Consider the following 21,856-nt stretch of genomic DNA (forward strand, 5'->3'; position numbering starts at 1 on the left):
GCCATACTTATGGCAACAGCTCCTTTCATGGTTTTTACTGAATCGTTTTCATAGCTCTCATAGCATTTAAAATAGCAATAACCGTCACTCCCACATCTCCAAAAACAGCCTCCCACATGGTTGCCATACCTCCGGCAGCAAGAATCAGAACGATGATCTTGACACCCATTGCAAAAATAATATTTTGCCAGACAATTGCCCGTGTCTTGCGTGCCACTCGGATAGCGGAAACAATCTTGGAAGGTTCGTCGGTCATCAGAACCACATCAGCCGCTTCAATGGCTGCATCAGAACCCAACGCACCCATGGCAATGCCGATGTCAGCCCTTGCCAGAACCGGAGCATCATTAATTCCGTCACCCACAAAAACCAGCTTGCCTTTGCCCTTTCTGTTTTTGTCCAGATATTCCAATTGTTCAACTTTTTGATGGGGAAGCAGCTCCGTATATACAGAATCCAGCCCGATTTCTTCGGCTATGGCTTCGCCCACGGCCTTGCTGTCACCTGTCAGCATAGCGGTCTGGTTCACGCCAAGTTTCTTCAAATCAGCAATGGCCGTCTTGCTGTCGGGCTTTAATTCATCAGAAATGACGATATGTCCGGCAAACTGCCCGTCAACAGCCAGATATACAATGCTGCCCAATGCATTTGCAGGCGTCCAGGTAATATGCTCAGAATCCATTAACTTGCCGTTTCCGGCCAGTACGGTCTTACCGTCAATTTTCACCTTGATTCCTAAACCGGGAATTTCCTCCTGGTCTGTCAGCCTTTGTGAATCAATCTCCTGACCGTATTCCTTTTGAATTGATAAGGCAATGGGGTGATTGGAGAAGCTTTCGGCATGGGCCGCATAAGACAACAGTTCCTGATTCCCCCAATTGTTTGCTCCAACAATAGAAGTCACCTTGAAAATTCCCTTGGTCAATGTTCCTGTTTTGTCAAAAACAATGGTATCCACATTGTTTAACGCCTCTAAATAGTTGCTTCCCTTAACCAGAATTCCATTCTTTGAAGCTCCGCCAATTCCCCCAAAAAAGCTGAGAGGAATGGAGATTACCAGCGCACAAGGACAGGATACAACCAGGAAAGCCAGTGCCCGGTAAATCCAGTCGCTGAAAATGGCTCCCGGAATCACAAGGGGCGGAATTACTGCAAGTGCAAGGGCGGCAAAGGTAACAATAGGAGTATAATATCTGGCAAACTTTGTAATGAAGTTCTCCGTAGGTGCCTTTTTGCTGCTGGCATTCTGGACAAGATCCAGGATCCTGGAAATTGTGGATTCCCCAAATTCCTTGGAAACCTCAATGGTCAAAACACCGTTTTTATTGATGGAGCCGGACAACACTTCATTTCCCGGTTCAACGTCCCGGGGCAGAGACTCTCCGGTGAGAGCAGAAGTATCCAAAGCTGAAACACCTTCTATAATACGGCCATCCAGCGGTATCTTTTCTCCGGGCTTTACAACGATAAAGTCCCCGATGCCTACCTCCTCCGGCGTAACCTTACGAATTTCATTACCCACTTTTAAGTTTGCAAAGTCGGGCCGAATATCCATGAGAGCGGAAATGGATTTACGGGAACGGTTGACAGCCAGACGCTGAAATGCTTCTCCAACCTGATAAAAGAGCATGACCGCTACGCCCTCCGGGTATTCCCCGATGGCAAAAGCACCGATGGTCGCAACACTCATCAAAAAGTTTTCGTCAAACACCTGCCCTTTGGATATGTTTTTCAGTGCCCGTAAAACAACTTCTCCGCCTACTAAAAGATAGCTGATGAGAAATACAATAAAACCAATGGGCTGTTCAAAATCAAATAGAGTGCCGGTGATGAATAATGCGGCTCCTGCACCAAGACTGAAGCGGTGAACCCATTTTCTTATATCGGCGGATTTGTCCGATTCAACAGGCTTTTTATTGGTATAGGAAATCTCAATGGCCGGTTCAATGTCCCTGGCAATTTGGGATGCCTGGCGCACGATGGAAGGAAGATTTCTGCTGTCCGATGCCTCAATGGTCAGCTTCTGGGAAACAAAATCCAGAGTTGCCGTTTTGACACCACCAATGCGGTTAACCTGAGCTTCAATTTTCTGAGCACAGTCGCCGCAGCATAATCCCAATAAAAATAAGACCTTCTGACCAGGCTGTATTGTTTCTTTTTCAATCATTACAACCTGGGAATCGTGCCGTTTTACAATTGCATCAGCCTGAGCGGCCAAACTGTTTACGGCATCACCGGCTGTAATCTCCATGGTCAGAGTCTTTGACATAAAATCGACGGCAGCAGAAGAAACACCGCTCAGCTTATTCACATCCCTTTCGATTTTAGCTGCACAATTGCCGCAGCATAGCCCTTCTAACAAGTATTCTTTTTTTATAGCTGTATCCATAACCGGTCACCGTCACTTTCTTTTAAGCCTCTTTTACTGCAATGTCTTCATCATGCGATACGGCGATACGGGTAATTTCTTTGATCAATGTTTCTGCGTCTGTATCAAATTCAACGGACAGGATAGCGGTATCAGCGTTAACCTCCGCATGTTTGATACCGTCTAACAGGCGTATATCATTTTGAATTTTAGCTGCACAGTTTCCGCAGCACAGTCCTTCCAGAACAAATTGTTTCTTTATAGTAGCCATAGTAATTATCTCCCTTTAATATATGATTGTACAACTATTCAACTAATTTGCGAAAAAAATAATCAGAGCCCTAAAATTGAAAAAATAACAGACTGCATAAGTAAATCCCTCCTTTTTGTCATTAAAATAAAACCAGTATATGTTACTTGTGGGAGTTGCAAAATGATTTTTTCATACAAGGTATTGGTGCCATCCAAATGAATAGATGCCTCATCTTGTTGAATTTTTACATTTTGCAACACCCTTATTTCTCACAGACATGAATAAGTCCTTGATCAAAAATACACTTAACATGTTCGTCTGCAAGAGAATAGTAAACAACACGGCCGTCTTTCCGGTATTTCACCAGCTTGGATTGCTTTAAAATCCTTAACTGATGGGAAATGGAAGATTTGGTCGCGCCTAAAAGAACGGCGATATCACAGACACACATCTCAGCCCGAAACAATGCACAGAGTATTTTTACCCGTGTTGAGTCACTGAATACCTTGAATATATCAGCTAAATCAAGGAGGGTATCCTCATCCGGCATATGCTCACGGACATCATTTACAACCTCTTCATGGATTGTACTGCAATCACACCTGTCAATATCGGGTTCATATGTTCCCATAAAATCACCTCGCATAAGTTGAATAGTTGTATTGTCTTTCAACTATTATATTCTACTGTTTTTATTGTGTCAATAAGATTTAAAAAAATTATAGCTGACTTCTGATTTCAATACCAGGGGATGGAACGTAATGAAACGTATGGAATGCTGAAATTCCGCTGAATGGACCATCACTTTTTTCCCATAACCCGCGTGGCATTTAAGACGGCCAGCAATGTAACGCCCACATCGGCAAATACAGCTTCCCACATACTTGCAACGCCTGCAGCGCCAAGGAGCAGGAATATCCCTTTTACCCCAAGTGAAAATACAATGTTCTGCCATACAATGCGTTTTGTAAATCTGGCAACATCAATGGCCTCAGCCAGCTTGGAGGGTTCATCGGTCATGAGAACTACATCTGCAGCTTCAATAGCAGCATCAGAGCCGAGGCCGCCCATGGCAATACCCACATCCGCCCGGGCCAGTACAGGTGCGTCATTGATGCCGTCACCCACAAAAGCCAGCTTTCCTTTCCCGCGTTTCTGTCCTTCCAGCAGTTCCAGTTTTTCAACCTTGCCCTCCGGCAGCAGGCCGCCGTAAACTTCGTCAAGTGCAAGCTCTTTTGCAATAGCACCGGCAATCTCAGGGGTATCCCCAGTGAGCATAACTGTTTTGCGCACCCCCCGGGCTTTCAGAGCAGCAATGGCATCCCGGCTGTCTTTTTTCACTTCATCGGAGATAACGATGCAGCCTGCGTAAACATGATCAAGCGCAACATAGACCTTTGTACCGGTTTCAGCCGATTCTGCAAAAGGAACGCCTTTTAGTCTCATCAGCTTATCATTGCCGGCAAGAACAACCTTATCATCGGCGCTTACGCTGATTCCATGTCCTGAAATCTCGTTATAGTCCGTAAGGGTGGTTTTATCAACGTCCTTTCCGTATTCCGTCATAATGGAAAGGGCAATGGGATGGTTAGAAAAAGCTTCGGCCTTTGCTGCAAGCTCTAAAAGCTGTTCTTTGGTGAATTCATCGGCGGGAAGCAGTTGTGTCACCTTAAATACACCTTTGGTCAGGGTTCCGGTTTTATCAAATACAACCACATCCAGATTGCCAAGGGCTTCAAGATAATTGCTTCCTTTGACCAGCACACCCCGTTTGGATGCACCGCCGATGCCTCCAAAGAAACCGAGAGGAATCGATACAACCAATGCGCAGGGGCAGGAGATTACAAGGAAAATCAGTCCCCGGTTGATCCAGTCTGCCCACATACCGCCAAAGAACAGGGGAGGGATGACAGCAATGAGTACCGCCAGGGCAACGACAACAGGTGTATAGTAGCGGGAGAAAGTGGTCATGAAATTTTCAGTGGGTGCTTTATTGCTGGACGCATGTTCAACAAGGTCAATAATTTTTGCCACGGTGGACTGTCCGAAGCTCTTTGTGACCTCGATGGTCAGTAAGCCGTTCTGGTTGATGCAACCGGATAATACTTCATCAGAGACCTTGGCCTTGCGGGGAACGGACTCTCCGGTGAGGGCTTTTGTATCAAGCATGGCTTCACCTTCAATCACCACACCGTCAAGGGGGATTTTCTCGCCGGGCTTTACCACGATAATATCACCGATTTCAACAGCATCAGGAGATACCTTGATGATTTCGCCATTTCGTTTCACGTTGGCAAAGTCAGGACGGATATCCATCAGATCGGTAATGGATTTTTTAGAGCGCCGCACGGCAAGCCCCTGAAAATATTCGCCGATTTGGAAGAACAGCATAACTCCCACCGCTTCGGCAGCGTCACCAATGATAAACGCACCAATGGTGGCGATGGTCATCAGAAAGTTTTCATCGAAAATCTGGCCGCGTGTGATATTTTTCAGCGCCTGCAGAACCACACTGCTGCCGAGAATGATATAGCCAACGATGAAAATACCAAGCAAAACAGATTCATTGATGGTAAAGGCATTTTCCAGAACCATACCTAAAACAAATATAGCCGCACCAATCAGGAGCATAATTAGCTGTTTTTTTCCATCGCCGTGGTCATGGGTATGGCCGTGATCGTGGTTATGACTATGGCCATGATCGTGTTCGTGGTTATGATTGTGTCCGTCATGACCGCTGTGTTTTTTTGCGTTTTCTGCCATAATATTATTTGATTCCGATTCCTTTCGCACGTATTCTTTCTTCATGATATATTCCTCCCTTGAGATTATAATTAAGTAATTATTCAACTATTTCCAACATCAGATAACAAAAGTGTTATCTTTCTTCATTATGATATCTTATGAATAGTTGATCATGTATTCAACTATTATTAGTATATGCTCCTTTTCTCTGTTTGTCAATGGATATTTTTAATTTAGCCTTTTGCTCCCAAAGCCGCCAAATAAAATAAAAATTTATAAATGGACTTCTTTAATAGTCATATAATCCCCACATTTCTGTGATAAATTGTAACGGAAATGTAATATATGAGACAATCATACAAGGGGATAAAATCATGGGAAAGAGTAGATTCATTCAAAGAAACAAAGGAATGGCTGCGTTTTTTGCAGGGCTGATCATCACTTCTGTTAACAATTTTCCTGTTCATGCACAGCCTGTTGTGACGGAAAAAGCCACAAGTTATGAGAATACAGAAATACCGATTGTAGAAAGCTTTCCCATTTCAGAAAGCAGTAATGCGGAGGTTTCCCAATTAACTACCGCTATTGGTCCGGGAATTTCTCTAATGGAAGCCGCATCGGAAGGGCCTGCTGTATCCCAGGCCGGCATAGGGGAACAGGTTATCTCATATGCTTCCCAGTTTATAGGAAATCCATATGTATACGGCGGAACCAGTCTGACAAATGGTGCTGACTGTTCCGGCTTTGTCATGAGTGTATTCCGGCAGTTTGGAATATCACTGCCCAGAACCTCAAGAGAACAGGGCCGCTCCGGTGCTGATATCGGCGGCCTTGAAAATGCAAGGCCAGGTGATGTAGTATTCTACCAAGGACATATTGGCATTTATATGGGGCAGAATCAGCTGGTGCATTCAAGCAACCCGGAAGATGGAATTAAGGTATCTCCGGTTACATATAAGCCCATACTTTCTATCAGACGTTTCCTATAGCATCATGTATGGACAGGATTTGGAACTATAAAATAAAAAATAAAGAGGAAGAAGATGAAAAAAAACAGGACAATTCTCATTGTGGATGACGAGGAAAAAATAGTAAATGTATTGCGGGCATATCTGGAAAAAGAGGGTTATCAGGTATTAAGTGCCTATGACGGCACAACCGCAATGGAATTGTTTAAATCCAATGATCTTTCTCTGATTTTACTTGATTTAATGCTTCCTGATATTATGGGAGAACAGATTTGTCAAATGATACGCATGAGTTCGCGGGTTCCCATTGTTATGCTGACGGCGAAGACCGAAGAGGCCGATTTGATAAAAGGACTTCAAATGGGGGCAGATGATTATATTTTTAAACCTTTCAGTCCCAGAACAATTGTTGCAAAAATAGAGGCTATTTTAAGGCGGATAGAAAGTGATGAACTTACCAGCATTCCGGTTTCGTACAATCAGGGAAGCCTTGTAATTGATTTTCAAAATGCCAAAGTCAAGGTTTGCGGCAAGGATGCAGGTTTGACCCCGACAGAGTATAAAATACTGGCAACCATGGCCAAGGCTCCTAACCGGATATTTACCAGGGAACAGCTGATAACCTATGCCCTGGGTGACGATTTTGACGGGTATGACAGGAGTATTGATACCTATATCAAGAGTGTCCGTACCAAAATAGAAGAAGACCGTAAAAATCCTGTTTTTATCCTTACGGTTCATGGAATGGGATATAAATTTACCGGAGCTGAGTCATGAAAAAAACTTTAAAAAACACCTTGATCACTTCATATTCCGCCATAGCTGTGCTGATTGTTTTATGTCTGAGCCTCTTTTTTAATGTGATGGCTGACAGGATGTTTGAAACTTATGCAAAGAAACAGCAAAAAAATCAGGTTGACCAGATTATCTTTCAAATTGATCAGCTATATAATCCTGATACGGGCTTATATGATAAAAGTGGAATTGAAATTGTTGGGTATGCAGCTTTGCAAAACGGTATGATCATTCATATGCAGTCTGCCAATAAAGAAATAGACTGGGATGTCCGAAGCCACCGGGCTGAAGAGTGCAGGATGGTACTGCAGCATGCTGAAAGCAATATGCATAAAACATATCCGAATTTTAAGGGCAGCTATACGGAGGAATCCTATCAGCTGGAAAATAACGGAACCATTACCGGAACGTTAAAAATAGGTTATTACGGTCCTTATTCCTTAAGCGATGAGGAACTGGAACTTTTAAAGGCTTTGAATAAATCACTTCTTCTGATTGGGGGCATCTCTCTGGTTGCGGTGATTATTTTTGGTGTTTTGATCGCCCGCACCGTCTCAAAGCCAATCACCGGTGTCATACAGGTGGCACAAAGGATAGCCGGAGGTGAGTATGGTGTGCAGTCAGATAAGAAAACCACCATGGTGGAAACGTCAAATCTGGTAGAATCCATTAATAAGATGTCTTTGGCACTGAAAGAGGACGAAAAGCAAAAACGGCAGATAACTGTAGATGTAGCCCATGAGCTGCGCACCCCCCTTACCAATCTGCAGTCTCATTTAGAAGCTATGCTGGATGGGATTTGGCCGGCAGACAATGATCATCTGGAGAGCTGTCATGCGGAGATACTGCGTCTGGTTGATATTGTGGGACAGCTGCAGGAACTGTATTCTTTGGAAAACCGGAAACAGACACTGAACAAAACAAAGTTTGAATTCCATGATTTGTGTGTGACGGTATTCCGGGATTTTGAAATTAAGAGACAGGATAAAAATATCAGCCTGCGTATGGCAGTGCCTTTGGAAGCACCAATGTATGCTGATTATTACAGATTGAAGCAGTGTATGGTAAATTTGCTCTCCAATGCCTTGGCCTACACCCCGGTGGGAGGCGATATAATGGTCGAATGCCAGACCTTGGCCAATAAGATCATAATCAAGGTGAAAGACAGCGGACCCGGCATTCCGGCATCAGATTTACCGTATTTATTTGACCGTTTTTACCGTGTAGATAAGTCCAGAAGTAAAAAGACCGGGGGTATGGGAATCGGACTATCTATTACGAAAGCAATTGTGGAAAAGCATGGCGGAGAGATTTACGCAGAGAGTAAAATAGGCCAAGGGGCTGTATTTACCATGGTATTTCCGGTTAATTGAGAACTCATAAAATTCCCACATTCTCTTAGTATGATAAATATGCGGCAGAATTGAACAACTGAAACAAATGATAAAAAAATAATAGATTGGAATAAAAGTGGAAGCAGGAAGGAGAGCAGGAAGGATGCGGGAACACCGAAATGGGGGAAGAGGGAGCCGGAAAAAAAAGACGGTACATTCGTATAAAGAAAAAAGGATTCATATTGGCATGATTATACAGGGCGTGGTTATTTCGTGTTTCTTGATTGCTGCGTTTTTTTACATTTCATCATTGATTCGCAGAGGAAAAGGTGTCATCAGTGCGGAGGCACATCCCCCTGGGGATGAGACGATTGCAGAGTTAATAATCCCGGAGACAGAAATGGAAACTTCGATGAGCGCAGTAAGAACTGTTAAAATTGATAATATATCTGTCGTAGGATTGACAAAAGAAGAAACGAGAGAAATACTTCTGGATACATATATCTGGAATCTCCAACTGGGATATGATGACAAAATGGAACCCTTAGAAAATCCTCTGCCCCAGAAGGTGGAGGATTTAGTGGGAAAAATATTTTCTGAAGATGAAAGTGATGGGAATGAGATATACAGTTTAGATTTATCAGATATTGAGGACAGTATAAGGTCTCAGATAGAAAAAGCAGCTGCGAAATGGAATAAAGCTCCATTAAATGGACAATTAACAGGCTGGGATGAGGAAAATAAAAGATGGATTTACTCTGAAGGAGAGAATGGTATAGAAATCAATGAGGAAAAAGCCGTTCAGGATGTGATGAATGCAGTGAAAAACAAGAAATTTGAAGAGACGATTCTTGTGGAGAGCAGTAAACAGTCTCCCAAGCTTTCAGCAGCCGGGGCAAAAAAAGAATATAAAGTGATCGGGAGCTTTTCAACGGTAACGACCGATAACCAGAATCGAAACAATAATATCAACTTAGCAGTAAATGCTTTGAACGGATTGGTTATTTTCCCAGGAGAGGAGTTTTCATTTAATAAGACGACAGGCAACAGGACCATTGAACGAGGGTATAAACCTGCCGGAGCATATCGGAATGGAGAGTTTGTTGAAGAGCCTGGCGGAGGTGTCTGCCAGGTTTCCTCTACGTTATATAATGCAATCATTTTTTCGGGTATTAAAACAACAGAGCGCAATCCCCATAGCTTTGAGCCGTCCTATGTAATTCCAGGGGAGGATTCCATGGTCAGCTACGACGGTTACAGCGGGCCGGATTTGAGGTTTGTAAATAGACAAAACACATCTGTTGCAATCCGTGCTGTTTTTGAAAATAAAAAACTGACTGTCTCAATTGTCAGCATGCCGATCCTGGAGGAAGGCGTTAAGGTGTCGATGCGGTCTGAGAAGGTGAAAGAGTATGATCCGCCTGCTCCAAAGTATGAGGAAGACCAAACTCTGCAGCCTGGGCAGGAGGTAGAAACAACAAAGGGAGTGATGGGCAGCACCTGGAAGACTTATTTGATCACTTCAAAGGATGGAAAGATAATTAAGGACGACTATTTCCACACCAGTACCTATAAAGGAAAGGCCGGTGTTGTAAAGAGAAATACTTCTGGAATTGTAATTCCTGCTGAAACAGCACCACCAGAGACAAAAGCACAGCCGGTGGAGTCCACAGCTGCTGCGGAGACTGTTTCACCGAAGGAAAATGAGCGGGATACAGTGCCCGATAGTCAGGCACCGGAACTTGATGAAAGCAATGAAATACAAATTCCATTTCCTGTCCCCATAGAGCCGGAAAAAAAGCCTCAAGGACCGGGAACAGCAGTCAATGACATAAGGTAAGGAACAGGAGAAGGAAACTGAAAGGAATAAAATACGGCATGCAAAAAGTTATTAAAAAGTACAAGGCGGTCATATTGCTGCTGGCAGTGATTGCCATATCAGCACTTATTTATCAAACAATAAAAAACACAAAAAAGCCTGAGAACGCTGTTTCAGAGCGTGTGAAAAATGAAGAATCAGCGGAGAATGAAACAAACATCGTGATTGACCAGCAAATGGAGAGCGCTTCTGAACCGGAAACAGAGGGCAGTACCGAGGCCCCGGCCCCTGAAAACCTGACAGAGGGTACTGAGCATTCTTCGGTAGCTGACCTTCAGGCAAGACTGATGGAACTGGGATTTATGGAGAATGATGAGCCGACCATGTTCTACGGACCGGTGACGGCAGATGCGGTGAAAGCCTTTCAGCGGCAAAATAATCTGGCACAGGACGGTATTACAGGTCCTGCCACTCTTGCGGCAATCATGTCACCTGAGGCGAAATATTATGCAATTTCACTGGGCATAGCCGGATCGGATGTAAAGAGAGTTCAGAACAGGCTTTATGAGCTGGGGTATTTGACATCAGAAAATGAGGTAAATGGCACATTTGATGAGTTGACGGAAGCGGCAGTTCTTAAACTGCAGGAGGTAAACCAGCTTTCAGCAGATGGAAAGGTGGGACAGAAGACGATAAACTTGCTTTACAGTGAGGAGGTAAAACCTAATTTTCTGGCCTACGGAGAGAAAAATGAGGTGGTTTTGGCATCTCAGCAGCGATTAAAAGAACTGGGATATCTGACGACAGTACCGGATGGAAGTTATGGAAATGATACGGTTCAGGCAGTAAAGCAGTTTCAGTCCAGAAACGGTCTGGTTGTAGACGGATATCTGGGCCCTTCGACCCGTGTGGAATTAAGAAATTCGGGAGCAAGGCCCAATGGTCTGGTGATTGGTGAAGAAGGTGAAAGCGTTGCAAGAGTGCAGAACCTGTTAAGTAACCATGGGTATCTGCCCTCTGGAAACGTGACTGGATACTATGGAGAAATTACAGAAAAGGCAGTGAAGTCCTTTCAGGAAAATAACAGGCTGACAGCCGATGGTACAGTTGGAATCAGAACCATGGCAGCACTTACCGGTGACAATGTGGTAAAAGCCAAGGCAGGCAGTTTGACGGGAAGCGGAAAGGGCAGCACTGATAATAAAACAGGCGGAGGCGGTGCAGTCAGCGGTAATGTACAGGCTCTGTTAGATGTTGCGGCTTCCAAAGTAGGTTCAAAATATGTTTGGGGTGCCAAAGGGCCTAATTCTTTTGATTGTTCCGGTTTTGTGTATTGGAGTCTGAATCAGATTGGTGTAAGACAAAGCTATTTGACCTCCAGCGGTTGGAGATCAATCGGTAAGTATAAAAAGATCACAAATTATGATGATATTCAGCCTGGCGACATTGTGATAGAGAAGGGACACATGGGGATTGCAGCAGAAAATGGTAAGGTGATTGATGCCTCATCAGGTAATGGAAAGGTTGTCTACCGCCAAAGAACTAAGTGGTGGAGGGATAATTTTATTGTAGCATGGAGGATTTTTTAACTATAGATGTGAATGGAAACTTACCCAACAGAGTTTTCCTTTAAAATGAATTTTATAATAGGAGTATGGGCAAGGACCGGAAAAAAATGGCCTTGCCCATAAATGGCTATTAAGGTTTTACATCAGTTTCCATTTACACAGACTTTGAAACAGTCTCCATTTATGTGAAATTGGAGAAATTTTCTATAGATCCAGCTTTTTTTCAATACACACCAGATTTACTCCTGATATGCCGTTGAAAACACAGGGGATAATGCCGATTTCTTTATATCCGCAGCTCTTGTACAATGCCCGCGCCCGATTATTTAAAGAATTAGTATCTATTCTTAAGTAAGGACAATTGTTCTCACTTGCATATTTCTCATAAAACTCTACCATTTTTCTTCCATAGCCACGTTTTTTCACAGAAGGTTCCACCACAAGTGTATGCATTACCATCACTTGATCATCATTTGCAGGATATTCCCATTGACATTTCTGATATTCAGGAACCTGCTCTTTGTTCAGGCGCATTGCAGCGACAACCTCCTGGTCTTCTTCCATAATAAACAGATCATCATGTTCCAATGCCGCCAATGCTGTATTCCTGGTTGGATAGACATCTCTCTGCCAGCCCACGGTACATCTGCCTTTTTCTTCTTCCTCTATAATATGTTCAAAAATCAGTGCTACTGCATCAATGTCTTTTGGTTTCGCTTTTCGTATGATATTCACGTCTGTATTCTCCATTCAAACTGATATTTCTAAAATTTATGAAAACACATAAATCTTCTCTACCCTATATTAGATGACATAATTGGCATCGTTAATATAATGAAACAGGCAAAAATAACAAATGCACACATGAGCGCAATCGTATTTTTGACATCTGATTCGGCGGCCCTGGTATAATAAGCCATAAACAGTATACAACGAAAACATAACAATTTCTATGCAAACCTCTAAAAAGGAAGAGTTGATTTCATATATTCGCATCGACTTTTTGATTTTGTAAAGCATCACAATATGGTATTTGCTTATAGGCAATACAATGCGGATACTTATGGTCATGTGAATATTACAAAAATCATTGCGTCAAAAGAAATTCAAAAGTAAAATAACAAGTGAGAGATATGTAAATAATAAATGATAGCAGGAGGACTGACTATATGGATATCAGGGTTCTTAATTATTTTCTCATGGTTGCCAGAGAAGAAAATGTAACAAGAGCATCCAGGTTATTACAAATTACGCAACCCACACTATCACGTCAGTTAAGCCGGTTGGAAGAAGAATTGGGAGTAAAACTTTTCAGACGCAGTGATCATAGTATTTATCTGACGGATGAAGGAATGCTGTTTCGCCGCAGAGCGCAGGAATTGGTCGATCTTGCTGACAAAGCAAAAAGTGAGCTGATTCAGAAAGAAGAAACATTAACGGGGCTGGTTTCCGTTGGCTGCGGAGAAACCCACAGTGTAAAAGAACTTGCAAAGATTATTAATGGTTTCCAGGAAATGCATCCGCAGGTAAAGTTCGAACTATACAGCAGCAACAATGAAGACATCAAGGCAAAAATAGAGCAGGGGAATTTAGATTTGGGCTTACTGCTGGAACCTGTCAGCATTACAAATTATAATTTTGTCCGCATGAAAACGAAGGAACAGTGGGGAGTATTTCTGCATAAAGACCTTCATCTGGCTTCTAAGGAGGCGATTTTTCCAGGAGATCTTGTAGGTACACTGGTAGTTACGCTGCATGTAAATACACCTGTTCATAATGAGCTGATAGGATGGTCTGGTGATTTTGCAAAAGAGATGGATTTTAGTGTGACTTATAACGTGTTATATAATGCCGTCATTGTTGCAAGAGAAAAGAAGGGAGCCGTGATCTGTTTAAAACTTGACTGCGATTACGATGATATGAAGTTTGTTCCATTGGAGCCAAAACTGGAACTGAGCTCTGTTCTTGTGTGGAAAGAACATCAGGCTTACTCTAAGGCAACAACTGCCTTTATAGAATTTATAAAGGAGAAATACAAATAATGAATAACTGATGATAAAGTATAAGCATTAGACATAATAAGAAAAAAGAAGTAAAATTCAGGTGTACCAAAAAAGGTATGCCTGTTTTTTATATGAAAATGATAAAGGAGAAAAAATATGAGTAATATTCTTATTGTATCAGGACACACCAACTTAAATGATTCTGTTGCTAATAAAACAATTTTAGAGGAACTGAGCAACAAGCTTCCGGAGGCAGAGTTTGATTATCTGGATCAATTATATCCGGATTATAAGATCGATGCTGCAGCAGAACAGGAAAAACTTTTAAAGGCAGATATCATTATACTCCAATTTCCGATTTTCTGGTATGCGATGCCGTCCTTAATGAGCAAGTGGATGGAGGACACCTTTCAGCACGGGTTTTCCCATGGAACAACAGGCGATAAGCTGAGAGGAAAGAAACTGGTTGCTTCCTTTACAACAGGGGCACCAGGAGAATTCTATCATCATGATGCGTTCATGGGTTATGAGATCGACGAATTCCTGCCTTTCATTAAGGCTGCCTGCAACTTGTGTGGTATGGAGTTTGCCGGATTTGTATATACAGGCGGTGTATCTTACCAGAGCCGTGACAATTCAGAAGCACTTGCAGCAATGAATGAAAAATCGGTTGCTCATGCAAAACGTGTGCTTGAATTAGTGAAAACACTGTAATCATCTGAAATGAATCAGTGCCTGCATCAATCTGTTTTAAAGATTATGTGTAAATAGGTTTTTAAAATATGGAGTAATGTTAAATGATCAAGGGGAAAGAATTAATCCGCACATATTTCTCTTCTCCCTTACGAGCTTATATCAAAAATTTAAAAAGCCAGTACTTGTCCATGGGCAAAGTACTGGCTTTTTCTTATATTTTAACCCACCATCAAAACATAGGAAAGATTATATTTGATTTCACATCTAATATGATAATAAAAACTATTATTATATTAGAAAGGAAATGAATTTCATTTAAAAACTAAAACGTTACATTCATAAAAACATTCTTGACATTTTATAAAAATATGATAAAATTAATTTCATAAGAAGAATATTTTATTACATATGTAAAGTGTTCGATTTCGTAAAATTGTTTTATTTCCTTGATTCAGAATGCATTAAATTAACTTTGCATTATCAATGGACATAAGTATCTATTTTAGACATGAGAGGCTATGCTTGCGGAAGTTGTGATCTTAGTTATTATGGGGGTTATGACAAGCCTGGATTTTTGAATCTGAAAAACTCCGGGGCAGTTACAATTTCAGCAGTATCCTTTTCTGTTTCAAAACCGGTGGTATGATCTGTTTTATGGGGAAGGAATCCGATACTTTTATTGGGGCGTAGCTGCATGAGATGGTACGGACCTTCGTATTTACTTTAATTCTGCATTTCCGTGTAAGGATGTCGGAAATTGGAGATAAACAAAATAAAGAGGAGGCTTTTTACGATGAGTAAAAACAAAGAAAGAGGAGTGTTTGCGGTGATTCAGAAGATAGGAAGATCCTTTTTCCTTCCTGTATCTATTCTTCCCATTGCAGGATTGCTGCTGGGTCTTGGCGCATCGTTTACCAATGCAAAGACCATTGAGGCGTATAACTTGCAGGGAGTATTGGGGGATGGCACCATATTAAATGGTCTGCTGATTATTATGTCCCAGGTGGGCAGTACAATTTTTGGAAACCTGCCGCTGATTTTTGCCATGGCAGTTGCCCTTGGTATGGCAAAGAATGAAAAAGCAGTATCTGTTCTGTCTTCCGGTGTTTCTTTTTTTGTCATGCATTCTACGATTAATGCCATGCTGAAACTGACCGGGCAGATTATGCCTGACGGAAGTTTATCTTCCACCGTCTTAGACGGAGCCATTGCCAATGTATGCGGAATTGATTCCCTGCAGATGGGCGTATTTGGCGGTATTGTAGTAGGACTTGTGACAGCAGGCTTACATAACCGGTTTTATAAGCAGCAGCTTCCGGCGGCTCTGTCATTCTTTGCGGGAGTCCGGTTCGTTCCGATCATCTCTGTCATTGCCCATATTGCGGTAGGTGTTGCTGCGTTTGCGGTATGGCCTGTTATTCAGAAGGGTATTTTTGCAGTCGGTAATGTGGTCATGGGTTCCGGTTACTTTGGAACCTTTGTATTTGGATTTATGGAGCGTGCTCTGATACCTTTTGGCCTTCATCATGTATTTTATATTCCATTCTGGCAGACAGGACTTGGGGGAACGGCTGTTGTGGATGGAGTGACGGTGGCAGGAGCGCAGAACATCTTTTTTGCAGAGCTGGCTTCTCCCAATGTGGCAAAGTTCAGCGTGGAGGCCTGCCGCTTTATGACAGGAAAATATCCATTCATGATGGCTGGACTTCCTGCGGCAGCTTATGCCATGTATACAGTGGCAAAGCCTGAAAATAAAAAGGTAGTGGGAGGCTTACTGGTGTCAGCCGCACTTACTTCCTTCCTGACAGGAATTACAGAGCCTATTGAATTTACATTTTTGTTTATTGCTCCGGCATTATTTGTTGTTCACTGTGTTTTTGCAGGACTGGCTTTTGTCCTGATGCATTTGCTGGACATCTGCATCGGCACCACATTTTCCTGCGGATTGATTGATTTTACCCTTTACGGACTTCTTCAGGGACAGGCAAAGACAAACTGGCTGATGATTCTCCCTGTTTTTGCCGGATACGCAGCTCTTTACTATGTTGTATTCCGTTCTGTTATCCTGAAATTCAATCTGGCAACTCCGGGACGTGAGGAAAATGCAGACGAGATCAAGCTTTACACAAAGGAAGATTTTAAGAACAAGAGTGAGAATAAAGACTCTGTATCCGCTATGATCCTGCAGGGGCTTGGAGGACTGGAAAATATCATAGATATTGACTGCTGTGCTACCAGACTGAGACTGACCCTTTCAGACACTTCTTCTATTAAGGAAAGCATTTTGAAAAAGACAGGATCAAAGGGAGTCATTAAAAAAGGAAATGGCATCCAGGTTATTTATGGTCCTCATGTGTCTATTATTAAGAGTGAATTTGAGGAATATGTTCAGCATTTATCTGCTGATCCGGAAGCCGCTAAAAGGGCAGAGGCAGAGAGGAAAGCTGCGCTGAAACAGGAAGATAAAGAAGGAAGTACGAATCAGGAAAGCAAAAAGGCAGGGAAAAAGGCCGCAGAAAGCGGCGTGTTAAAAGCAGCGGCTACAGGAACTGTTATACCAATGGAAGAAGCAAAGGATGAGGCATTTGCCTGCTGTATGATGGGCAATGGAGTTGTAATCTGCCCAGAAGATGGAAAAGTAGTAGCTCCTGCGGACGGAGAAGTTACCGTATTAATGGAAGGAACCAATCACGCAGTCGGAATCCATACGTCAGCAGGATTTGATATTCTGATTCATATTGGTATTGATACCGTGCATATGAAAGGCGAAGGCTTCAAAGCGTTGGTGGCTCCGGGGCAGAAGGTAAAGGAAGGAGATACTTTAGTGGAATTTGATAAGGATCTTGTGTGTTCCAGGGGGCTGTGCCCCGATGTAATCGTGATTTCACTGGATAATCCCAATTTGCCGGAGATTTCCTATGAAACAGGCATGAAGGCAAAAGCCGGAGAAACAGTGGTAGGAAGATGGTAAATTGATTTTATGGAAAAGGGATATTGCAGAAGCGGATTCTGTAATATCCCTTTTCTCTGTTTGAAGACTTGAAAGACGGTATAACAATAATTCTGTTGCATACGAAAATGGTAAATGCTATAATTGAACCAGAAACGAAAGTCTGATGAAACAAGACGGGAGGATATGGTATGACAGATCGGCAGACGAAAATCTTGCAGATTGTAAATGAACAGAAAAAAGTGGAAGTGTCCATTTTGTCGGAATTACTTTCAGTGTCCCAGGTAACGATCCGGAAGGATCTGGACGTGCTGGAGGAGAGAGGACTTCTGATCCGGGAACATGGATATGCGGCTGTCAAGAATACGGATGACATTACCAACCGTTTGTCAGTGCGGTATGATACTAAGCTTAGGATTGCCAAGGCAGCGGCAGAAATAGTCGCCAATGGCGAAACTGTTATGATAGAATCCGGTTCCAGCTGTGCTTTGCTGGCAGAGCAGCTTGCAAATGAGAAAAAGGATGTTACGATTATCACCAATTCCGCATTTATTGCAAACCATATCCGGGAATCTTCTATCGGAAAGATTATACTTTTAGGCGGAGATTACCAGACGGAATCCCAGGTTATGGTAGGGCCTATGGTGAGAAAGTGTGCCAGGGAATTTTTTGTGGATAAATTCTTTATGGGAACGGACGGCTTTATTCCTCAGGCGGGTTTTACCTGCGGGGATATGATGCGGGCGGAAGCCATGAAGAATATGGCGGAATCGGCCAGGCATTCCATTATTCTCACGGATTCCAGCAAGTTTGAACAGCAGGGAGTTGTGCTCCAGTCCAGATTTGAGAATATTAACATGGTGTTTACAGACAGCGGAATCCCTGACAGCGCAAGGGAGGTAATGGAACGGTATAAAGTAGCTTTAGAGGTCGTAGAAGTATAGAAAAGTTTAAATCCCCTGGTCTGCATTTTCTGCAAAAACAGGGGATTTCGTTTACATTTTGACATCAAATCCGGAATCTGTAAATACCTGAAAATATTCCTGCAGATCCTCCGGATGGAGTGCTTTTACATCCTTCATTTCATATTCCATTCCCAGTCTGGCGTATTTGCTTTCTCCGAACTGATGAAATGGCAGGAGGTTTACTTCTTTAATTCCTATATCATGGAGCAGATCACAAAATCCGTCTGCATCTGCAAGAGAATCATTGACATCTGGAATGACCGGGATTCTGGCGATGACGTGCTTGCCGGAATGGACGGCCGCCTTCATATTTTCTATAATCAACTCGTTTGAAGCACTGGTGTATTCCAGATGCTTATCTTTATCGTAATGTTTCATATCAAAAAGGAGAAGATCTGCCAAGTCTGTTACCTTCTGAAAGGTCTGAAAAGGAGCATAGCCTGTGGTCTCCAGAGCAGTATGTATTCCCCTTTCTTTGCATTCCTTCAGCAGCGCTGCTGCAAAATCCGGCTGGGACAGGACCTCACCTCCGGATAGGGTGACACCGCCTCCTGATTCTTCGTAAAAATCTTTATCTTTCATAACTTCTTTCATAACTTCTTCCAAAGCCATTTGTTTCCCTACATATTCCAGGGCCTTTACCGGACATTGATTGACGCAGGTCATGCAGCCGATACAGGTGTTGTATTTAAAATGAAAGATATTGTCTTCAAATGAAATGCTATTGGTGGGACAGTTGGTTTCACACAGCCTGCAATGCAGGCACTTCTCCCGGTTCCAGAAGATCTGGGTATGAGGCATCTGGGATTCGGGATTGGAACACCATTTGCACCGCAGAGGACATCCTTTAAAAAAGACAACGGTGCGGATGCCTGGGCCGTCGTGAATGCTGAATTTCTGGATATTAAATATGTTTGCTTTCATTTGAAACAATTCCTCCTTACTGAAGTTTGGAGCCTGGGCATCTTAAAGCGTGGTAACATCCCTGACTATAGGGTTACTATAACATATGGACGAATAAAAGTAAATAAATTTTAAACATAAAAAATATAGTTTCAAATGAAATGAAAGTATTGACATAGTAATTGGGAAAAGGTATACTGAAACCACAAAATATTAATCGACGGGAACAAAATAAAGAAGAGGAGGGGTTACACCAGAACACGCCTTCCGGGGCTTCCCAGAGTATTGAAAACAATATAGTTGAGAAAGGATAACGATTATGGAATTTTTATTTGATTCTGCAAATTTGGAAGCAATCCAAAAGTACAGTGAATTTTTTCCTATCACTGGGGTTACCAGCAATCCGTCCATTATTAAAAAAGAAGGAAAGATCGACTTCTTTAAACATTTTTGCCGTATCCGGGAGATGATTGGCATGGAACGTTCCTTACATGTCCAGGTGACTGGCCGGGATGCGGATACCATGATTCAGGAAGGAAAGGCAATCCTGAAAGGTGTGGATAAGAATGTATTCATAAAAATCTCAACTACAGAGGAAGGATTAAAGGCAATGAGGGCCTTAAAGTCTGAGGGGGCAGGCATAACAGCAACTGCCATTTATTCCAAAATCCAAGGGTACCTGGCCATGGAGGCTGGTGCCGATTTTATTGCGCCTTATTACAACCGGATGGAAAATCTGGATATCAGCGCAGAGGACACCATTGCCAGTCTGGCAGACCAGATCGCATTAGGAGGCTACAAGACCAAGATTCTGGCAGCCAGCTTTAAAAACATTGCACAGGTAAATGCCGCATTTGCAGCGGGAGCGCAGACAGCTACTCTGCAGCCGGAACTTCTCCATGAAGCCTTTGGAATGGCTGCTATCGGCAAGGCCATTGACGATTTCGAAAAGGACTGGGAATCTATATTCGGAAGTGTGGATATTACAAAGCTGTAGGAATGGATAAAGCCTGCCATCAATGCCGGGGAGAGGCTTTGGCAGGCGGCTATTGGAACCAGGATCAAAAAACGGGAGATTTATATAAAACTAAATGAACCGCAAACGGAGGTTTGAAATGAAAAAAATTATTACATCTCCAGGAAGCTATATTCAAGGAAGTGGAGAATTAAAGAATTTAGTAGAATATTATCAGGCTCTTGGTTCAAAAGGGGCTTATATGATCGTGGACAAATTTATTTATGACACCTATAAAAGTGAGATCGTAAAAAGCTTTGAAGAAAACAATGTGCTTTATGAAATGAATGTGTTTGGCGGAGAGTGCAGCAGAAAGGAAATTGAACTGCACCGGGAGAAGCTGGGAGTTTGTGATGTTGTGATCGGTATTGGCGGTGGAAAGACATTGGATGCATCGAAAGCGGTTTCTTTTTATTCCCATCTGCCGGTTATCATCGTGCCTACGGCAGCTTCTACAGATGCGCCTTGCAGCCGGTTATCGGTTGTATATAAGGAAAACGGCGAGTTTGAATCATACCTTCCTCTGACTTCCAATCCTGATATGGTCATTATGGATACGGAAGTGATTGCAAAGGCCCCGGTCCGTTTTTTAGCAGCAGGTATTGGTGATGCTTTGGCAACGTATTACGAGGCTTCAGCATGTGAGAAGGCTGACGCGGTATCCATGGCAGGAGGCCGTACCACCAAGGCAGCCCTGGCATTGGCAAAACTGTGCCGGGATACACTTCTGGAAGACGGGGTGAAGGCTAAATTGGCGGTGGAAAGCAAGGTTTGTACTAAGGCAGTGGAAAACATTGTGGAGGCTAATACATATTTAAGCGGTATCGGCTTTGAAAGCAGCGGTCTTTCGGCAGCACATGCTATTCATAATGGACTGACTGTGTTGGAGGAGTGTCACCATATGCTTCATGGGGAAAAGGTTGCCTTCGGAACCATTACCCAGTTGGTGCTTGAGAACCGTTCTATGGAAGAAATACAGAAGATCATCAGATTCTGTCAGGAAATCGGCCTTCCCACTTCCTTTAAAGATCTGGGGATTGATCAGGTAAGTGATGAAAAATTGATGGAAGCAGCAAAAGCAAGCTGTGCCGACAATGACACAATGGGAAATATGCCCTTTGAAGTGAGTCCGGAAGATGTTCTGGCAGCCATGAAGGTTGCTGACAAGCTGGGAAGAGAATAGGCATAAGACGGAAACTGGGCAGCAGGAGTGAAATCTTGTTGCCCTTTTCGTATTAAAATTTACATTTAAAAGGAGATACCGGTGGACATAAAAGAATTTTATGACAAATTGGATCAGAAATACAGGGAAGGGGATCCGGAAGAGGTAGAGAAGTTTATAAATTATGTTATTAAAAATCACCGCCCCTGCTTCAGCAGGCAAAGGAAGAAATCGGAAAAATCTATGGAGAGAGCGGAGAATACAATCAGGCATGTCATAATCTGAATCTGGTCCGGGAGGAAAAACGCGGAG

Annotated in this window: 18 protein-coding genes and 1 pseudogene; 12 read left to right on the forward strand and 7 right to left on the reverse strand. The window is 42.8% G+C overall.

What is annotated here, in order from left to right; translation table 11 throughout:
- Window positions 1-34: 34 nt before the first annotated feature.
- The 5 genes and pseudogenes from V7M78_RS10680 to V7M78_RS10695 form a co-directional block, all read right to left on the reverse strand.
- Window positions 35-2,167 carry a heavy metal translocating P-type ATPase gene (locus V7M78_RS10680; protein WP_442914644.1) on the reverse strand — a complete coding sequence of 711 codons (2,133 nt, stop codon included), beginning with the start codon at window positions 2,165-2,167 and terminating at the stop codon, window positions 35-37.
- A gap of 84 nt (window positions 2,168-2,251) precedes the next feature.
- Window positions 2,252-2,389, reverse strand: a pseudogene (locus V7M78_RS21635) (cation transporter); the annotation flags it as partial.
- Between the two features lie 22 nt (window positions 2,390-2,411).
- Window positions 2,412-2,639 (reverse strand): heavy-metal-associated domain-containing protein, encoded by a 228-nt coding sequence (locus V7M78_RS10685; RefSeq protein ID WP_333649277.1) that lies wholly within the window; start codon window positions 2,637-2,639, stop codon window positions 2,412-2,414.
- Between the two features lie 244 nt (window positions 2,640-2,883).
- Window positions 2,884-3,252 carry an ArsR/SmtB family transcription factor gene (locus V7M78_RS10690; protein WP_333649279.1) on the reverse strand — a complete coding sequence of 123 codons (369 nt, stop codon included), beginning with the start codon at window positions 3,250-3,252 and terminating at the stop codon, window positions 2,884-2,886.
- 170 nt (window positions 3,253-3,422) lie between these two features.
- Complete coding sequence (locus tag V7M78_RS10695) at window positions 3,423-5,252, reverse strand: heavy metal translocating P-type ATPase (protein WP_442914645.1); 1,830 nt, start codon at window positions 5,250-5,252, stop codon at window positions 3,423-3,425.
- Window positions 5,253-5,740: 488 nt separating this feature from the next.
- On the opposite strand from V7M78_RS10695, the gene V7M78_RS10700 reads away from it, so the two are divergent.
- From V7M78_RS10700 to V7M78_RS10720, 5 genes are all read left to right on the forward strand, one after another.
- A complete protein-coding gene (locus tag V7M78_RS10700; RefSeq protein WP_333649281.1) occupies window positions 5,741-6,355 on the forward strand; it encodes a C40 family peptidase in 615 nt (204 codons plus the stop codon).
- A gap of 54 nt (window positions 6,356-6,409) precedes the next feature.
- Window positions 6,410-7,111, forward strand: coding sequence for a response regulator transcription factor (locus V7M78_RS10705; protein ID WP_333649283.1), 702 nt, complete (start codon window positions 6,410-6,412; stop codon window positions 7,109-7,111).
- Window positions 7,108-8,502, forward strand: coding sequence for a sensor histidine kinase (locus V7M78_RS10710; protein ID WP_333649285.1), 1,395 nt, complete (start codon window positions 7,108-7,110; stop codon window positions 8,500-8,502). Before V7M78_RS10705 ends, V7M78_RS10710 begins: the two co-directional genes overlap by 4 nt.
- Window positions 8,503-8,863: 361 nt before the next feature.
- Entirely contained in the window at window positions 8,864-10,303 is a 1,440-nt protein-coding gene (locus V7M78_RS10715; protein ID WP_333649287.1) for a VanW family protein, read from the forward strand.
- 38 nt (window positions 10,304-10,341) lie between these two features.
- Entirely contained in the window at window positions 10,342-11,871 is a 1,530-nt protein-coding gene (locus V7M78_RS10720; protein ID WP_333649289.1) for a C40 family peptidase, read from the forward strand.
- A gap of 183 nt (window positions 11,872-12,054) precedes the next feature.
- Here V7M78_RS10720 and V7M78_RS10725 read toward each other — a convergent pair whose 3' ends face one another.
- Window positions 12,055-12,585, reverse strand: coding sequence for a GNAT family N-acetyltransferase (locus V7M78_RS10725; RefSeq protein WP_333649291.1), 531 nt, complete (start codon window positions 12,583-12,585; stop codon window positions 12,055-12,057).
- Between the two features lie 434 nt (window positions 12,586-13,019).
- Between V7M78_RS10725 and V7M78_RS10730 the strand changes: the two genes are divergently transcribed.
- The 4 genes from V7M78_RS10730 (at window position 13,020) to V7M78_RS10745 (ending at window position 18,443) form a co-directional block, all read left to right on the forward strand.
- Entirely contained in the window at window positions 13,020-13,892 is an 873-nt protein-coding gene (locus V7M78_RS10730; protein ID WP_333649293.1) for a LysR family transcriptional regulator, read from the forward strand.
- Between the two features lie 117 nt (window positions 13,893-14,009).
- Entirely contained in the window at window positions 14,010-14,567 is a 558-nt protein-coding gene (locus V7M78_RS10735) for an NAD(P)H-dependent oxidoreductase (protein ID WP_333649295.1), read from the forward strand.
- Between the two features lie 775 nt (window positions 14,568-15,342).
- A complete protein-coding gene (locus tag V7M78_RS10740; RefSeq protein WP_333649297.1) occupies window positions 15,343-17,520 on the forward strand; it encodes a PTS transporter subunit IIABC in 2,178 nt (725 codons plus the stop codon).
- A gap of 170 nt (window positions 17,521-17,690) precedes the next feature.
- On the forward strand, window positions 17,691-18,443 hold the full coding sequence (locus V7M78_RS10745; protein WP_333649299.1) for a DeoR/GlpR family DNA-binding transcription regulator: 753 nt from the start codon (window positions 17,691-17,693) through the stop codon (window positions 18,441-18,443).
- A gap of 51 nt (window positions 18,444-18,494) precedes the next feature.
- Here V7M78_RS10745 and V7M78_RS10750 read toward each other — a convergent pair whose 3' ends face one another.
- Entirely contained in the window at window positions 18,495-19,388 is an 894-nt protein-coding gene (locus V7M78_RS10750; protein WP_333649301.1) for a glycyl-radical enzyme activating protein, read from the reverse strand.
- A 298-nt stretch (window positions 19,389-19,686) separates the two neighbouring features.
- Here V7M78_RS10750 and V7M78_RS10755 point away from each other — a divergent pair, with 298 nt between their 5' ends.
- From V7M78_RS10755 to V7M78_RS10765, 3 genes are all read left to right on the forward strand, one after another.
- Window positions 19,687-20,364 carry a fructose-6-phosphate aldolase gene (locus V7M78_RS10755; RefSeq protein WP_333649303.1) on the forward strand — a complete coding sequence of 226 codons (678 nt, stop codon included), beginning with the start codon at window positions 19,687-19,689 and terminating at the stop codon, window positions 20,362-20,364.
- 118 nt (window positions 20,365-20,482) lie between these two features.
- Window positions 20,483-21,565: a glycerol dehydrogenase gene (locus tag V7M78_RS10760; protein WP_333649305.1), complete on the forward strand. Its 1,083-nt coding sequence runs from the start codon at window positions 20,483-20,485 to the stop codon at window positions 21,563-21,565.
- A gap of 81 nt (window positions 21,566-21,646) precedes the next feature.
- Window positions 21,647-21,829, forward strand: a complete 183-nt coding sequence (locus V7M78_RS10765; RefSeq protein WP_333649307.1) for a hypothetical protein — start codon at window positions 21,647-21,649, stop codon at window positions 21,827-21,829.
- Window positions 21,830-21,856 lie beyond the last annotated feature (27 nt).

This window comes from Lacrimispora sp., assembly GCF_036758025.1.
Taxonomy (GTDB): domain Bacteria; phylum Bacillota; class Clostridia; order Lachnospirales; family Lachnospiraceae; genus Lacrimispora.

Excerpts from the sequence above, each read along its gene's own strand:
- V7M78_RS10720 (WP_333649289.1), top strand. The coding sequence starts at position 10,342 with ATGCAAAAAGTTATTAAAAAGTACAAGGCGGTCATATTGCTGCTGGCA.
- V7M78_RS10685 (WP_333649277.1), bottom strand. The coding sequence starts at position 2,639 with ATGGCTACTATAAAGAAACAATTTGTTCTGGAAGGACTGTGCTGCGGA.
- V7M78_RS10735 (WP_333649295.1), top strand. The coding sequence starts at position 14,010 with ATGAGTAATATTCTTATTGTATCAGGACACACCAACTTAAATGATTCT.
- V7M78_RS10710 (WP_333649285.1), top strand. The coding sequence starts at position 7,108 with ATGAAAAAAACTTTAAAAAACACCTTGATCACTTCATATTCCGCCATA.
- V7M78_RS10740 (WP_333649297.1), top strand. The coding sequence starts at position 15,343 with ATGAGTAAAAACAAAGAAAGAGGAGTGTTTGCGGTGATTCAGAAGATA.
- V7M78_RS10730 (WP_333649293.1), top strand. The coding sequence starts at position 13,020 with ATGGATATCAGGGTTCTTAATTATTTTCTCATGGTTGCCAGAGAAGAA.
- V7M78_RS10680 (WP_442914644.1), bottom strand. The coding sequence starts at position 2,167 with ATGATTGAAAAAGAAACAATACAGCCTGGTCAGAAGGTCTTATTTTTA.
- V7M78_RS10700 (WP_333649281.1), top strand. The coding sequence starts at position 5,741 with ATGGGAAAGAGTAGATTCATTCAAAGAAACAAAGGAATGGCTGCGTTT.
- V7M78_RS10705 (WP_333649283.1), top strand. The coding sequence starts at position 6,410 with ATGAAAAAAAACAGGACAATTCTCATTGTGGATGACGAGGAAAAAATA.
- V7M78_RS10745 (WP_333649299.1), top strand. The coding sequence starts at position 17,691 with ATGACAGATCGGCAGACGAAAATCTTGCAGATTGTAAATGAACAGAAA.
- V7M78_RS10755 (WP_333649303.1), top strand. The coding sequence starts at position 19,687 with ATGGAATTTTTATTTGATTCTGCAAATTTGGAAGCAATCCAAAAGTAC.
- V7M78_RS10750 (WP_333649301.1), bottom strand. The coding sequence starts at position 19,388 with ATGAAAGCAAACATATTTAATATCCAGAAATTCAGCATTCACGACGGC.
- V7M78_RS10760 (WP_333649305.1), top strand. The coding sequence starts at position 20,483 with ATGAAAAAAATTATTACATCTCCAGGAAGCTATATTCAAGGAAGTGGA.
- V7M78_RS10690 (WP_333649279.1), bottom strand. The coding sequence starts at position 3,252 with ATGGGAACATATGAACCCGATATTGACAGGTGTGATTGCAGTACAATC.
- V7M78_RS10715 (WP_333649287.1), top strand. The coding sequence starts at position 8,864 with ATGGAAACTTCGATGAGCGCAGTAAGAACTGTTAAAATTGATAATATA.
- V7M78_RS10695 (WP_442914645.1), bottom strand. The coding sequence starts at position 5,252 with ATGCTCCTGATTGGTGCGGCTATATTTGTTTTAGGTATGGTTCTGGAA.